Below are 15,142 nucleotides of genomic sequence, written 5' to 3'. Positions count from 1 at the left end.
AATGAACAACGTTGACATCCGATCCCCGTTCCGGGAAACGCTCCACGCCCTCACCGAGGACTGCCGCAAGGTCACGGACGGGGAGAATGCCACGTACATTCCGGCGCTGGCCGACGTCGACCCCGACCTGTGGGCCACCGCCGTCATGAGCCCCGAAGGCGACCTCTACGCATTCGGCGACGTCGACCACGAGTTCACCATCCAGTCGATGTCGAAGCCACTGGTTTACGGCCTGGCCATCGAGGAGCTCGGCCTGGAGAAGGTCCTCGAGCGCGTCGGCGTCGAGCCCTCCGGCGACGCCTTCAACGAGATTTCCCTGGATGAGCGGGGCCGGCCGGTCAACCCGATGATCAACGCCGGCGCGCTGACCGTCCACGGCCTGCTGCAGGAGCACGTCGGCGGCCGCGCCGACGACCTCATCCTCGAGGGGCTGTCGAAGCTGGCCGGCCGGCAGCTCAGCTCCGACAAGGACATCGGGCAGGGCGAGCGCGACACCGGCTTCCGCAACCGCGCGATCGCCAACCTGTTGCGGTCGACCGAGACCATCACCTGCGACCCGCTGCAGGTCTTCGACGGCTACAGCTGGCAGTGCTCCATCACGCTCAACGTCTGCGACCTGGCGACCATCGGCGCGACGCTGGCCACCGGCGGCGTCCATCCCGTGTCCGGCGAGCGGGTGTTCCGCGAGGAGACCGTGCAGTGGATCCTGTCGGTGATGTCGACGTCGGGCATGTACAACTCCGCGGGCAACTGGATGAACTACGTCGGCGTGCCCGCCAAGTCGGGCGTCTCCGGCGGCATCTTCGGCGTCATCCCGGGCGAGCTGGCGCTGGCGTCGTTCTCCCCGCGCCTCGACGACCACGGCCACTCCGAGCGCGGCAACGCGTTCTTCCACCGGGCGTCGTCGGACCTGGGGCTGCACATGATGCGCGTGACCGGCCGCCCGCACGGCGCCCTGCGCCACCGCGCCGTCGTCGACTTCGATTCCGACGGCGTCCAGGACACCACCCTGCTGCGCCTCTACGGCGACATCGACTTCTGCTCCTACGAGGCCATCGACCGCGAGGTCACCCGCGGCGCCGCCTCCGGCACCGGCCTGTTCGTCGACCTCGTGGAGGTGCGCTCGCTGGCCCCGAAGGCCAAGGAGCTGCTGGAGGAGCTGCTCGAGTCGGCCGGCGAGAAGACCACCACCTACGTTCACGATCCGGCGGATCTGCTCGACCACGACGCCTGCGCCGCTCCCCAGTGGGTGGATCAGGCGGAGATCCGCGAGTACCGCGCGGACCAGCCGGAGCGCCGCAAGCCGCGCAAGCTGCTGCGCCGCCGAGACGCGCGCAAGCCCGGCAACGGCAACGGCAAGAAGGCGCAGCCGAAGTCGGTGCAGAAGCGGTCGGACTCGCGCCGGAAGTAGCCGTCGGGCTCGCTCCCGAAGCTGCTGCCGAGCCTCTGTCCGGACGTAGCCGTCGCACCCTCCCACCGCAGCGGCGAGCACGACCCCGGTGACGCACACCACATCTGGTTTTATTGCGCCGCCACGGGACCACCAATATAGTTGACATGACACCATTTAATTCACCTGCTGAAGGAGCACCCCACACATGAAGCTCGGCATCATCACCGGCACCACCCGTCCCGGCAACGCGGGCACCACCGTCGGCGAGTGGGCCATCGAGTCCCTCTCCGGCCGCGACGACATCGAGATCAAGGATCTGAAGGTCATCGACTTCGACCTCGACCTGCTCAACGAGCCGACCATGCCGGGCCAGGCCAACGGCGTCTACGAGAACCCGAAGACCACCAAGTGGGCCGAGGCCGTCTCCGAGTGCGACGGCTTCCTGTTCGTCACCGGCGAGTACAACGCCGCTCCCCCGGCCGCATTCAAGAACGCCGCGGACCTGCTCTTCGTCGAGTGGAACGACAAGCCCGTCGGCTTCCTGGGCTACGGCTTCGGCGGCGGCGCCCGCGCCATCAAGCACTGGCGCGACATCGTCGGCAACCTGAAGATGAAGGCCGCCGACTCCGAGGTCTCCATCTTCCTGGGCGACGAGTTCGCCGACGGCAACTTCGCCCCCGCCGAGGGCCGGGCCGCCGAGCTGAACAAGCTCGTCGACGAGATCGTCTCCCTGAAGGGCTAGTCTCCCCGCCCCAGTGGACGGCATTCCCCGCCTGGAGCGGGCCTTGTTCTCCGCCCCGGCGGACGGCATTCCCCGCCCCCGGGCAAAAACACCTCGAATGGACAGGTACATGTGGCACACCACGTGTACCTGTCCATTCGGCGTTTACCTTCGAAACAACGGCGGCTGGATCGGCACGCCCGGGCCGCTAGAACAGCGGCGGCTGGATCGGCACGCCCGGTCCGCTGCCGGAGTCGGGCCGGCGCAGCGGATCCTCGATGGTGGTCATCTCGGGCTTCTTGCTTGACGACGGCCCGGCCGATTCCCCGTTCTCCCGCTCCCCCGTGGCACCCGATTCACCCACGGCGGGATCGGCTGCCGCCCGATCCGCAGCGGCGGAATCGGCTGCATCCCGATCCGTCGCGGTGGGCCGCTCGGCGAGGTCGGCGACGTCGAAAAGCGGAGGTTCGATCGACTCGTCGATCACGAGGAAGTTCCCGGAAGAATCGTCGTCGACACCCACCCCATCGGAGTGCCCTTCGCCGGAACCTCCGCCACGAGCGTCGTCGCCGGCATCATCGGGTCCATCGCCATCTCGCGCGTCATCCGCGTAGACCGGCGTGTGGTCGGGGGCGATGTCCAGGCCGAGGTCGAGCTCCTGCTCGAGGACGCGATCGACCGGCTCTGCGACGGACTCGTCGACCGGCTCGTCGACCGGCTCGTCGATGCCCCCGACGCCCCACCGTTCGGCGTCGGCCCCCGCAGATTCCGCGTCGCCGTCGTCATCGCGGAAGAGCCCGGGTGCCGCGCTAGCCTCCTCGGTTCCCTCGGCCCCCTCGGTCCCCTCGGCCACCCCGAATGCTCCCGCGAGGTGCACCGGCAGCAGGGTTTCCAGGTCGGCGGCCTCCTCCAGCGCGTGGAGACGGTGCCGCAGAATGCGCAGCCACGGGCCCGCCGCGGTGACCGACCCGACTTCCTCCAGGATGGCGGGAATGTCGCCGGCGTAGTCCTCCAGGGCGTCGGACAGCGAATCCTCGGTGAACACCCACAGCGACGTCGCGCCGCATTTCTCCCGGTCGGCGACCGAATCCAGCGTGACCGCGAGATCGTGGGCGGGCACGCCGCGCACCATGGCGACCAATTCCAGTCGATCGGCGACGAGCAGGCTCGGCGGGGTGAGCAACTGCGCCCGCTTGCCCACGGGGATGAACTCCCCCGCCTCGGCGGCGATCATGTCCACGGCCTCGTCGACGGTCGGTTCCTGCCCGGAGAACCACGCCGGCACCATGGCGTCGGCGACGACGCGCGCCGGCTTCCCGGCTGCCCCGTCGACCATGAGCCCCAGCACCCGCATGCCCTGCATGACGCGGCTGAGCAGCATGCCCCACATGTCGTCGAGCCCGTCGAAAAGCGCGCCGCACGTCCAGCCCAGACGTGATTCGACGCAGCAGGGGTACCACATCATCCCCTCGTCCAGCTCGGAGGCGAACTGCACTGCTTCACGACGGATGCGCGCGGCCACGGCGGCCATCAGCTCCGGAGAGGGCATCCACCCCTCCGGCGACTCCTCCCCGACCCACCGGTCGGGGCCGCGGAGCCAGCCGGCTACGAGCCACGCCCAGCGGCGCGACGCATCGGCGGTGAACCAATTCCCGGCCGAGCGGGCGGTCGGCTGGCCGGTGATGGGGTTCATGAATCCGGCACCGGCGAGCATGCCGACGACTTCGTGGACCACGGATTCGTCGGCCCCGATCGAGGCGGCGAAGTCGTGGACGGCCACCGCGCCCGCGAACTCGTGGAGGCCTCCGGAGCCGAGGTAGCCGCCGTCCTCCCACAGCTGCATGACAGCGGTGGCCACGGCGACGGCCGCGGTCGCCGCGCGGCCGGGCTCCTCCGCCCCGATCCACGCGGGCCGCTGCTCGACGGGGTGGGGCGTGGGCAGCCACGTCCGCCCGAGCTTCAGCGCCAACGCCACCGGCGACAACAGCGAGGCGTTGACCTCGGTCTTGGGCTGTTGCGGAGACTCGAGCCGCGGGGCGTCGGGCTCCGCTGCCTCATCGGCCGCGTCACCTGCCCCCGCAGCCGCTGACTCGTCGGCCGCCGCATCCCCCGCCGCATCCGACGTCTCTTCGGGCGCTTCCTCGGCGTGCCGCCCCTCGACTCCGTCGAAGGCGGAGGGCACATCGAACTTCACGCCTAGCAGATGGTCGATGGCCCAAGCCACGGCCGCCGCGCGGCGCTCGCCCCACGCCGATTCGTCGAGGAAGATGCCCTCGCGGGCGAACAGCAGCAGCTCCTTCTGGATGGCGTGCGGCGCCGTGGACACCAGGGCGCGGACGCGCCGCGGCGAACAGTAGAAGGCACGCAGCCGAGCGAGCACCTCGTCGTCCGTGGCCTCGTCGATCTCCGCGTCGGCCAACAGGCCGAGGTCGGCCATGCGCTTGCGCAGCACGTCGCGGGGCGTGAACTCCGCCAGGCACTCCACCGGGGTGGCCATCGTCGCATCCTGCACGAGGATGTCCGACACGTGCGGCGGGACGTTCCACACGCCCGCCGGCTCCTGCCAGGCCAAACCAAGGTCGCCGGCGCGCCCCATCAGCGCGGCGACGTCCTTCGTCGTCGCCGGCACCCGCGTGTTCGACGGCGGCTGATCCCCGTCGTGCGGCATGGCGTCGGCTTCGGAACCCCACACCGCCACGGCGGCGATGTCCTCGACGGCCGCGGAATCTTCCAGGACGTGGACGAGTTTGACCGCCTCCAGCACATCCGGAGTCGCGGCGGACACCGCGGTCTGGGCGGCCTCGCGGGTCATGAGCAGTTCGGCGGATTCGCTGCGGGACCCCGGAACCGGGACTCCCGGGCAGGCGACGCGCAGGAGCCTCCGCAACTCCGCCTCGCCCAGACGCCCGACGTGTGCGCCGAAGTCCGGGCGGGCCGCGTAATTCACCCTGCTCTCCATTCGGGTCATTATGTCCCATCGGGCCGGAGGATGGGGAGCGTCCCCCCTCCTTCGGGCCCGGCGCGCCGCTAATCGTGCGCTGGGCTCTCCTCGCCCCAGAACACGCGATCCACCACGCGCCGCGAATGGCGGGTGACGCGCAGGTAGTTCTCCATGAACCCGTTGTTGTCGTCCGGGTCCCATCCCGCCGCGCCCGCGACCTGCGCCAGCTGGGGGCCGGGCTGCGGCAGTTCGTCGGTCCGCTTGCCGCGGGTGAGCACCAGGGCGTTGCGCGCCTTCGTCGCCGTCAACCACGCCGTGCGCAAGGTATCGGCGTCGTCTTCGGGGAGGATCCCTTCGTCGGCGAGCGTCTTCAGGCATTGCAGCGTCGACGTGTTGTGCAGCCCCGGCACGTCGTGGGCGTGCATGAAGGTCAGCAATTGCACCGTCCACTCGATGTCCGTCAGCGCGCCCGACCCGAGCTTCGTGTGCGTGCGCCGGTTCGCGCCGCGCGGCAGGCGCTCCTTGTCCACGCGGGCCTTCATGCGGCGGACGTCGCGCACGACCTGTTCGGAGGCGCCGCCCTCCGGATACCGGAACTTGTCGATGCCCCGGAGGAACCGCGTGCCCAGGTCCTTGTCCCCGGCGATCCACGTCGCGCGCAGCAGCGCCTGGATCTCCCAGGTCTCGCCCCAGCGCTCGTAGTAGGCGAGGTAGGAATCCAGGGTGCGCACCGGTGGGCCGGACCTGCCCTCGGGGCGCAGGTCCAGGTCGACCTCCAACGGCGGGTCCTGGCTCGGCTTCGCCAGCCGGCGGCGCAGTGCGTCGCAGATGCCGATGGACCAGCGCACCGCGTCGTTGTCGTCGGCCAACGGCTCCCCGTCGTCGCCGACCGCAGGCTCGCACACGAACATCACGTCGGCATCGGAACCGTAGCCCAGCTCGCCGCCGCCGAGGCGCCCCATGCCGATCACCGAGATCGTCGCCGGCACCGGTTCATCCGGGTGCTGCGCGCACCAACCGCGGATCTCGGCGGCAAGCGCCGCTTCGAGCACGTTGTCCCACACCAGGGACAGCGAGGTGCACACGGATTCGACGTCCATCATCCCCAGCAGGTCCGCCGAGGCCACGCGGGCCAGCTCGGCGCGGCGCAGGGCGCGGGCGACGCCGATGGCCTTGTCCGGGTCCGTGTGCCTGTTGGCGGTGGCCACCAGCGATCGGCCCACGGTGGCGGGATCGGTGTCCAGCAGCTTCGGTCCCGCCGCACCGTCGCCGTAGAGCTTGATCGTGTCCGGCGCCGACACCAACAGCCCCGACACGTACGGGGATGTGCCCAGCACGTGCATCAGGCGCTCACCGACCACGCCCTCGTCGCGAAGCATCCGGAGGAACCACGTCTTCTCCATCAGCGCGTCGGAGAGTTTGCGGTAGTTGAGCAGACCGGCGTCCGGCTCCGCCGTGTCCGACACCCACTCCATCAGCGTCGGCAGCAGCATCGCCTGGATCCGCGCCTTGCGGGAGCTTCCCGACGCCAACGCCGTGAGGTGGTCGTACGCCCGGTCCGGATAGAGATAGCCGAGTGCCGCCAGCTGGCGCTTCGCGGCGTCGGCCGACAGCTGCATGGTGCCGATGTCCTGCTCGACGACGGAGTTGAGCAGCGGGCGGAAGAACAGCTTGTTGTGCAGCGTCCGGATCTGCCGGCCCGTGGCGCGCACCCGCTTGGCCAGCGCGTCGGCGGAGCTTTCGGAACCGGCGGGGATCACGCCCGCGGCCCGTCCCAGCCAACGGCGGGCGGCGAAGTCCTCCTCCGGCGGCAGCGTGTGGGTGCGGCGCATCTTCTGCAGCTGCAGGCGGTGCTCCAGCAGGCGCATGAATTCGTAGCACTCGATGAGCACCCGGCCGTCCTCGCGGCCGACGTACCCGGCCTCCACCAGGGCGTCCAGCGCCTCGACGGTCGGCAGGACGCGCAACGATTCGTCGTAGCGGCCGTGGACCAGCTGCAGCAGCTGCACCGCGAACTCCACGTCGCGCAGGCCGCCGCGGCCGAGCTTGAGCTCGCGCAGCTTCAGCTCGTCGGGGACGTTCTCGATGACGCGGTCGCGCATCGCCTGGACGTCCTCCACGAAGGAATCGCGCTGGGAGGCCGACCACACCAGCGGCGACAGGGCCTCGACGTACTCGCGGCCAAGGTCCAGGTCGCCGGTCATGGGCCGGGCCTTGAGCTGCGCCTGGAACTCCCACGTCTGCGCCCACCGCTTGTAGTACGCCTGGTGCGACTCCAGCGTGCGCACCAGCGCACCGGACTTGCCCTCCGGCCGCAGGGCCGCGTCGACCTCGAAGAAGCAGCGGCAGGACACGCGGACGAACTCCGCGGCCAACCGGGTGGCGCGGGCATCGGCGGGCTCGGCGACGAAGATGACGTCGACGTCGGAGATGTAGTTGAGCTCGCGGGCGCCGCACTTGCCCATGGCCAGCACGGCCAGGCGCGTCGACACCGGCGAATCCGGGTAGGTGGTGGCCACGGCCACCGACAGGGCGGCGGTCAGCGCGGCGTCGGCCAGGTCCGACAGGGCCTCGGTGACCTTGGTGAACGGGATCGGCGGCTGGCCCGGGCGGCGCGGACCGCGCGGGTACGTGCCCGCGAGGTCGGCTGCGGCCACGCGCATGATCAGGTTGCGGTACGAACGCTTCATGGCGACGTCGGCGTCGCGCCCGGTGATCCCGGCACGGTACAGGCCCGCCTCCTCCAGGTCCGGCGACGACGGCGTCGGCTCCCGGTATTCCAGCTCGGCGGCTTCGGCGACCGAAACATCGTCGGTGCGCACCGGGGCCTCCGGAACCGCTTCCACGGCGGTGAGCATGTCGCGGAACATGTCCGCGCGCGTCGGCAGGTCCGCGAGCAGCAGCGACCACGTCGCGGGATTGGCCACCATGTGATCGCCGAGCATCGACGAACCGCCGAGCAGCGCGAACACGCGGGTGCGCATGAGCACCTGCTGGCGCATCGCCGCATCCAGCGCCGACCATGCCGCCCACTGGGGCACCTCGCCGGATTCGATGCCCGAGTCCAGCCGCTCCTTCAGCCGCACCAGGGACTTCAGAGCCAACTCCGGATCGGCGGCGCCGGCGAGCCCCCACAGCAGCTCCAGGCCGTCCTCGTCGTACCAGCCGAGCTCCTTCAAATCGGCCAGCGCCCGCTGCCCGTCGGGCAGGCCGATCGCGGCGGGCGTCGGCACCGACTGCCGGGACGTGCGGGGGCGGTTCCTCATCACCATGGCGATCCGGTTCCTAGTAGTCGAGGTTGGTGCGCAGCTCCCAGGCGGTGACCTGGCTCTGGTACTCGCGCCACTCGCGCCACTTGTTGCGCAGGAAGAACTCGTGGACGTGGTCGCCGAGGGTGTCGGCGACGAGGTCGGACCGCTCCATCTCCCGCAGCGCCTCTTCCAGCGACGTCGGCAGATCGCGGTACCCCATTGCCCGGCGCTCGCGGCGCGTCAGCTCCGAAATGTTGTCCTCCGCCTGCGGCGGCAATTCGTAGCCGTCCTGAATCCCGCGCATGCCGGCGGCGAGGATGACCGAGTACGCCAAGTAGGGGTTGCACGCCGAATCGACGGAACGTATCTCGACCCGTCGTGAAGCAGCCTTGCCCGGGGAGTACATGGGCACGCGGACCAAAGCGGAACGGTTGGCCAGGCCCCACGTCGCCGCGGTCGGCGCCTCGTCGCCGAAGACCGTGCGCTTGTAGGAGTTGACCCACTGATTGGTCACGGCCGAGATCTCCGGCGCATGGGTGAGGATGCCCGCTATGAAACTGCGCGCCGTCGACGACAACTGGTGTTCGTCATCGGGGTCGTGGAACGCGTTGTCGTCGCCCTCGAACAGCGAGATGTGCGTGTGCATGGCGCTGCCCGGCTGATCGGCGAACGGCTTGGGCATGAAGGTGGCGCGCACGCCGTTGCGCATGGCCACCTCCTTGATCAGGTAGCGGAACGTCATGATGTTGTCCGCCATGCTCAGCGCGTCGGCGTACCGCAGGTCGATTTCCTGCTGGCCCGGCGCGTTTTCATGGTGCGAGAACTCCACCGGGATGCCCATCGCCTCCAGGGCGTTGATCGCGTGGCGACGGAAATCCGGCGCCTTGTCGTGCACCGCCTGGTCGAAGTAGCCGCCGTTGTCCGTGGGCACCGGGGGCTGGCCGTCGGTGTCGAGGGAATCGACGAGGAAGAACTCGATCTCCGGGTGGATGTAGGACGTGAAGCCCTGGTCCGCCGCGGCCTGGACCTGCCGGCGCAGCACGTGGCGAGGATCGGCCCAACTGGCCTGGCCGTCCGGCATGGAGATGTCGCAGAACATGCGGGCGGTGTGCAGCTCCTTGTCGTCGTGGAGCCACGGCAGGATCTGGAACGTCGACGGGTCGGGGCGGGCGATGGTGTCGGCCTCGGAGACGCGGGAGAAGCCCTCGATGGCCGAACCGTCGAAGCCGATCCCCTCCTCGAACGCGCCCTCCAACTCTGCGGGGGCGACGGCGACGGACTTCAGGTAGCCGAGGATGTCCGTGAACCACAGGCGGATGAAGCGGATGTCGCGCTCCTCGATGGCGCGGAGGACGAATTCCTGTTGGCGATTCATGCCCCCCAAACTACGCGGGCGACCCGCCTTCGTGTGGTGTGCCGGTGTGGCATGCTTGGCGACCATGAGCACCCGGAAGATGCGCCTGAACGATCTCGCAGCCCGCAAGGCCGAGGGCCGGCCCTGGGCGATGCTGACCTGCTACGACTACTCGACGGCCCGCGCGTTCTCCAACGCCGGCGTCGAGGTGCTGTTGGTCGGCGACTCCGCCGCCAACGTCATGTACGGCTACGACACCACCACCGAAGTCTCGCTCGACGAGCTGATCCCGCTGGCCCGCGCCGTCGTGCGCGGCGCCCCGAACGCGCTGGTCGTCGCGGATCTTCCCTTCGGCACCTACGAGGCGTCCGACGAGCAGGCCGTCCTCAATTCCGCCCGGATGATGCGCGAGACCGGCGCCAACATGATCAAGATCGAGGGCGGCGAGCGCATCGCCCCGCGCATCCGCGCCCTCGTCGCCGCCGGCATCCCGGTGATGGCGCACATCGGGTTCACCCCGCAGTCGGTCAATGCGCTGTCGGGATTCAAGGTCCAGGGCCGCGGCGAGGGTGCGGAGCAGCTGCGCCGCGATGCCCGCGCCGTCGCCGAGGCCGGCGCCCACTCCGTCGTCCTGGAGATGGTCCCGGCCGAGCTGGCCAAGGAGATCACCGCCGAACTGCCCATCCCCACCTGCGGCATCGGCGCCGGCAAGGACTGTGACGGCCAGGTGCTGGTGTGGCACGACGCTTTCGCAGTGCCGTCCGACGGCCGCCGCCCATCCTTCGCCGCCGTGTTCGGCGAAGTCGGCGAGCTGCTGGAAAATGGTGCCCGCGATTACGTGGCCCAGGTCGAGTCCCGTGACTTCCCGCCCGTGGACAAGGATTTCAAGGGCTGATTTCACGGGCGACGGACGTTGCCGGGCGTTCGACGAGGGTGACCCGCCGCCACCGTCGCCATCCCACGGCCCCACGGCCGTGACCGATACCCACGAAACGGGGCCGTCGGCACCTGCTGGGCCCTCCTATCCGGGGGTAGGATCGAGGCCATGAATGCATCTGGCGCCACCCCCGCATCCACCGCTTCCGCGAGCAAGCGGGAGCAGACCGAGCCCACCGCGACCCTCGAGGTCGAGGTGAAGTTCTCCGCTCCGGAGGAGGCCGTGGCACCCGGTTTCGATTTCGTCCCGGGCGTCGCGGGCGTCGACGTGGAGGTCCGCGAAATGTCGGCGATGTACGTCGACACCGCGGACCTGCGGCTGACCCGGGCGAAGCGGACGCTGCGCCGCCGCACCGGCGGCCCGGACGAGGGTTGGCACCTGAAGACCCCGGCGGAGGCCGGCCGCATGGAGTACGGCGCCGACCTGTCGGAGGGCTCCGTGGAGGGCGAGGGCGCCGATGCCGTCTACCGTGTCCCGGAATCGCTGCTGGCGCCGGTGCGCTCGATCGTCCGCGAGCATCCGCTGGGCCCGATCGCGCGGGTGGACAACGTCCGCCACGTGTCCGTCCTGAAGAACGCGGAGGGCACCCCCATCGCGGAGTTCTGCGACGACCACGTCACCGCGGCATCGCTGCTGCCGGGCGGCGCGGAGACGTCGTGGCGCGAGTGGGAAATCGAGCTGATCGGCGACATGTCCACCGATCCGGCGGGCGCGCAGCTGCTCGAGCGTCTCGGCGCGGTGCTGCGCATCGCCGGGGCGACGCCGTCGGACAGCCCGTCGAAGCTGGCCACGGCACTGGGCGATTCCAAGGACGCCGCCCCGGTGCCGCCGTCGCCCGCCGATCTGCCGGAAGGCACCCCGGGCCGGGCGGTCGTCGATGCGCTCGCGGCGAACGTGGCCAAGATGGTCGAGTGGGACCCGAAGGTCCGCCGCGACGAGTGGGATTCGGTGCATCAGATGCGCGTGGCCACCCGTGAGCTGCGCAGCCACATGCAGACGTTCCACGGCATCCTGGTCGGCGATCGGATCGCGCACATGGAGTCGGAGCTGAAGTTGCTGGCCGGCGTGCTGGGCGTGGCCCGGGACGCGGAGGTGGTGGCTGAGCGGTTCGAGAATCAGCTCGAGCGCGACGAGGCCGACGTCATCGACGGCGAGATGCGCGAGGAGCTCATCGCCGACATCCGCCGCGATTACGACCGCGCGCACCGCCGCGTCGTCGCCGCGCTGGATTCCAGCCGTTACCTGACGCTCCTCGATCAGCTCGACGAGCTGCTGTCCGATCCGCCGGTCAACCCCAATGCTGCGGAGGACGCGGAGCGCGAGGCCGCGGAAGCCGAGGCGAAGAAGGCCGAGAAGGCGGCGAAGGCAGAGACCGAGTCCACGGCGACCGAGACCGCCGAGCCCCGCGCCGATTCGCTTGACGACGCCGACGCCATCGCCGAGGAGCCGGAGGACGACGGGGAGCCGTCGCCCGCCGAGGCCGCCGCGCGCATCGTCGACGAATCCGGCGAGGAGGCGGGTCACGCCGAATCCGCAGAGGACGCCGACGCCGCCGAGCTTTCCGCCCCCGGCACCGATGCGGACCCGACCGACGATGTGGCCGCCGGGCCGTCGGAAAGCGAAGAACCCGCGGCCGACGAGCCCGCCCCGGCCCCGGAGAAGTCGCCCGAGCAGATCCGTGCCGAGACCAATGCGGTGCTGGCGATCCATCTGGCGAAGGCGTTCAAGAAGTTCGAGAAGCGCCACCGCCAGGCCATCGAGGGCCGCGGCGACAAGTCCATCCCCGTCGCCGACCGCGAGGAACGGTTCCACGACGTGCGCAAGGCCGCCAAGAAGCTGCGCTACTCCGCCGAGGCCGCGCAGTCGACGGGCATGCCGACCAAGAAGCTCTACGCCGCGTGCAAGACGCTGCAGTCGTCGCTGGGCGATTTCCAGGACACCTGCACCGCCCGCCACGTGCTGCTGCAGAAGGCGCGCCGCGCGCACTCGCACGATCAGGACACGTTCGGCTACGGCGTGCTGTACCAGATCGAGCGCATGGACGGCTTGGCCGCGCTGGAGGCGTACGACGACGACGTCGCCAACGTGCTGAAGGCGTACGGGAAGCTCGAGTCGAAAATGGACAAGGCGCGGGAGAAGGCGGCCAAGGAGCGGAAGGCCCGGGCCAAGGACCGGGACAACGACAAGGACAAGGACCGCGGGAAGGGCGCGAAGAAGCGCCGCTGACACCGAGAGTTGCGGACGTGTCAGCGTTTTCAGTAGTCTCCCTTGTTGGCACATCACCATTCGGCGCGGCGGCCCGCCGCCCGGATGGCTCGACGAATCTCACGAGGAGACACATGACCTTCCCCGCCCTTCCCGCCGTCGTCCGCGATGTCCTGGCCCTCATCGCCCGCATCGGCCTCGGCGCCGTCGTGCTGGCCCACGGCTGGCAGAAGATCTTCGACTGGACCATCGCCGGCACCCAGGCCGGCTTCGAGGGCATGGGCGCCCCGGCCCCGACCGTCACCGCGTGGATCGCCGCGATCGTCGAGTTCGTCGGCGGCATCCTGATCCTCGCCGGCGCGTTCCAGCCGATCGTCGGCATCATCGTCGCCCTGCAGATGGCCGCCGGGTGGGCCATCGCCCACACCGGCGCCGGCATGTTCGTCGGCGACGGCGGCCCGGAGCTGGTCATCGCCATCGGCGCCGGCGCGCTGTTCATGGCCGCCCTGGGCTCGGGCCGCTTCTCGGTCGACGCGGTCCTCGCGTCCCGACGCGCCGGCCGCACCGGTGACGCCGATGCCGCGTCGGCCACCACCGGCAACGCCACCCGCGTCCGCGCCTAATCTGCCGACGTCTGCCGCCGCCCCTGGGTCCCGTCCCGGATGAACGGGCGGTGACGGCGCCCGAACGAAAGCCCCGCGAGAGTCGAACTCTCGCGGGGCTTCGTCGTCTCCGGTGGCGGGGTCGATCAGGCGTCGGCCGGGGGCTTGCCCCACTCCTCGTCTTCCTCGTCCCAATCATCGGCGGCCTCGTTGCGGGCGGCGACGCGTTTCATCGCGGCGCGGGCCTCCGCCTCGGTGGCGTAGGGGCCCATGCGATCGTCCCAGCCGCTCTGCTTGCCCCGGGTCACCTCGCCGGTCGAGGGCGTGTAGTACCAATCCTTGGCGTCGTCGGACATGTCATCCTCCTGGGAAGTCACGGTTGCCCGGCGACCGCGTGGCCCTCTACGGGGTCGCCGCGGCCGATGGGCCGGTTGTGTCCAGATTACCCGCGGGTACTATCTCAGGTCATGGCTCGCGGCGACGCGGCCCCGGATTCACCGGTGGCCGCGGCGCCGCCGCGCCCATTGCATCGTCCCCGTCGAAAGGTCCCCAATGCCCGTCCCCGCCGCCGTCGAACGAGTCCGCGAATCCGCGGGAACGGACGCGACGATCGCGCATGCGCCGGGATCGGTGGAATTGCTCGGCGAGACCTGCGCCGCCACCGGCGGCATGCTGCTGGCCACGGCGCTGCCCGTCTCCGCCGCCGTGGCTCTGGAACCCAACGACACCGGTGAGCTGACCGTCATCTCCACCCGCGAAAAGACGTCGTTGCCGATGCCCGACGCTGTGCCCGCCGGGTACCCGGCCGAAGTCACGGCAATCGCCGCGGCCGTGGTTGCCATGCAGCACACCATGCACCTGATCCCCCGCACGGGCTCCGGGCTGACGGTGCGGTGGGCGTCGACCATCCCCGCCGGCCGGGGGCTCGGCGAGATCGCGGCGCTCCAGTCCGCGGTGGCCCTGGCCGCCAACGCCCGCTGGGGCGACCGCGACGACGTCCCCACCCGCGCCCGCCTCGCCGCCGCCCTCCACGAGACGGCCGTGGCCCACTACGGCGACCACTGGCCTCTGCACCCCTACACCGCAGCGTTGCGCAGCCGCCCAGATTCGGTGCTGACCTGCAACCACGCCGACGAGGCCGTCACCCAGAACCAGCGGCCCGACAACCTCGCGCTGATGGTCGCCTACTCCCCCGACATCACGGGCGCGTCGCCGCAGGTCGAACGCCACGAGTTCTTCGCCGACGCCTGCTCCGCCTTCGGCGTGCCCACCCTCCACGGTCTGCCCGAAGCGCAGCCGCGCGTGCTCGAGTGGGTCCGCGCCCGCCGTGAGGTCCATCCCGACGGCGACGCCCCGACGGTGGGCCGGGCGACCAAGTGGCTCGACGACGCGTCCGGCTGCTCCGACCGCGCCCGCGCCGTGTCCGCGCACCTGCGCCACGGCGACTCCGCGGCGGCGATGGCCGGCATCGCCCACGACGTCGCCGTCCGCGACACCGCCCCCTCGCCGGACTCGCCGCTGGGCCGCCTGGTCGCGTCCCTCGACGGCCGCGACGCGGTGGCGCGCTGCTGCCCGGCGCGCGGTGCGGCCGTGGTCGTGTGGGCCCACGCCGACGACGCCGACGACGTCGAGGCGGCCATCCGCCGCGACGGCGGCACCGTGCTGCGGGTCACCGACACCGACGCCGGCACCGCGCTCAACTCGCGGTTCTAGGCTCGATCGAACTGCTGGGTCGACC

Annotated in this window: 10 protein-coding genes; 6 read left to right on the top strand and 4 right to left on the bottom strand. The window is 70.6% G+C overall.

Going from position 1 to position 15,142, the window contains the following annotated elements:
• Window position 1 precedes the first annotated feature (1 nt).
• Together glsA and CX1_RS01920 are read left to right on the top strand one after the other, a co-directional pair.
• Entirely contained in the window at window positions 2-1,411 is a 1,410-nt protein-coding gene (glsA, locus tag CX1_RS01925) for a glutaminase A (protein ID WP_113570110.1), read from the top strand.
• 187 nt (window positions 1,412-1,598) lie between these two features.
• Window positions 1,599-2,135 carry an NADPH-dependent FMN reductase gene (locus CX1_RS01920; protein ID WP_046649587.1) on the top strand — a complete coding sequence of 179 codons (537 nt, stop codon included), beginning with the start codon at window positions 1,599-1,601 and terminating at the stop codon, window positions 2,133-2,135.
• Between the two features lie 187 nt (window positions 2,136-2,322).
• Here the strand turns inward: CX1_RS01920 and CX1_RS01915 are convergent, their stop codons facing one another.
• From CX1_RS01915 to glnA, 3 genes are all read right to left on the bottom strand, one after another.
• Window positions 2,323-5,073 carry a hypothetical protein gene (locus CX1_RS01915; RefSeq protein WP_152663167.1) on the bottom strand — a complete coding sequence of 917 codons (2,751 nt, stop codon included), beginning with the start codon at window positions 5,071-5,073 and terminating at the stop codon, window positions 2,323-2,325.
• Between the two features lie 68 nt (window positions 5,074-5,141).
• Window positions 5,142-8,327, bottom strand: coding sequence for a bifunctional [glutamine synthetase] adenylyltransferase/[glutamine synthetase]-adenylyl-L-tyrosine phosphorylase (locus CX1_RS01910; protein WP_060925184.1), 3,186 nt, complete (start codon window positions 8,325-8,327; stop codon window positions 5,142-5,144).
• A gap of 13 nt (window positions 8,328-8,340) precedes the next feature.
• The gene (gene glnA, locus CX1_RS01905) at window positions 8,341-9,681 is read right to left on the bottom strand and encodes a type I glutamate--ammonia ligase (protein WP_174520133.1); all 1,341 of its coding nucleotides are present in this window, start codon (window positions 9,679-9,681) and stop codon (window positions 8,341-8,343) included.
• Between the two features lie 64 nt (window positions 9,682-9,745).
• On the opposite strand from glnA, the gene panB reads away from it, so the two are divergent.
• From panB to CX1_RS01890, 3 genes are all read left to right on the top strand, one after another.
• Entirely contained in the window at window positions 9,746-10,555 is an 810-nt protein-coding gene (gene panB, locus CX1_RS01900) for a 3-methyl-2-oxobutanoate hydroxymethyltransferase (protein ID WP_060925183.1), read from the top strand.
• Between the two features lie 150 nt (window positions 10,556-10,705).
• Window positions 10,706-12,823 (top strand): CYTH and CHAD domain-containing protein, encoded by a 2,118-nt coding sequence (locus CX1_RS01895; RefSeq protein WP_082718994.1) that lies wholly within the window; start codon window positions 10,706-10,708, stop codon window positions 12,821-12,823.
• Window positions 12,824-12,936: 113 nt separating this feature from the next.
• Window positions 12,937-13,425 (top strand): DoxX family protein, encoded by a 489-nt coding sequence (locus CX1_RS01890; RefSeq protein ID WP_046649584.1) that lies wholly within the window; start codon window positions 12,937-12,939, stop codon window positions 13,423-13,425.
• 125 nt (window positions 13,426-13,550) lie between these two features.
• Here the strand turns inward: CX1_RS01890 and CX1_RS01885 are convergent, their stop codons facing one another.
• Window positions 13,551-13,760 carry an SPOR domain-containing protein gene (locus CX1_RS01885; RefSeq protein WP_046649583.1) on the bottom strand — a complete coding sequence of 70 codons (210 nt, stop codon included), beginning with the start codon at window positions 13,758-13,760 and terminating at the stop codon, window positions 13,551-13,553.
• A gap of 196 nt (window positions 13,761-13,956) precedes the next feature.
• Here CX1_RS01885 and CX1_RS01880 point away from each other — a divergent pair, with 196 nt between their 5' ends.
• A complete protein-coding gene (locus CX1_RS01880) occupies window positions 13,957-15,117 on the top strand; it encodes a GHMP family kinase ATP-binding protein (protein WP_060925182.1) in 1,161 nt (386 codons plus the stop codon).
• The last annotated feature ends 25 nt before the right edge of the window (window positions 15,118-15,142 follow it).

It is taken from the genome of Corynebacterium xerosis NBRC 16721 = ATCC 373, assembly GCF_001552415.1.
Classification (GTDB): domain Bacteria; phylum Actinomycetota; class Actinomycetes; order Mycobacteriales; family Mycobacteriaceae; genus Corynebacterium; species Corynebacterium xerosis.
The sequence above is the reverse complement of the archived record's forward strand: the minus strand, read 5'-3'. Positions and strand labels throughout refer to the sequence as shown.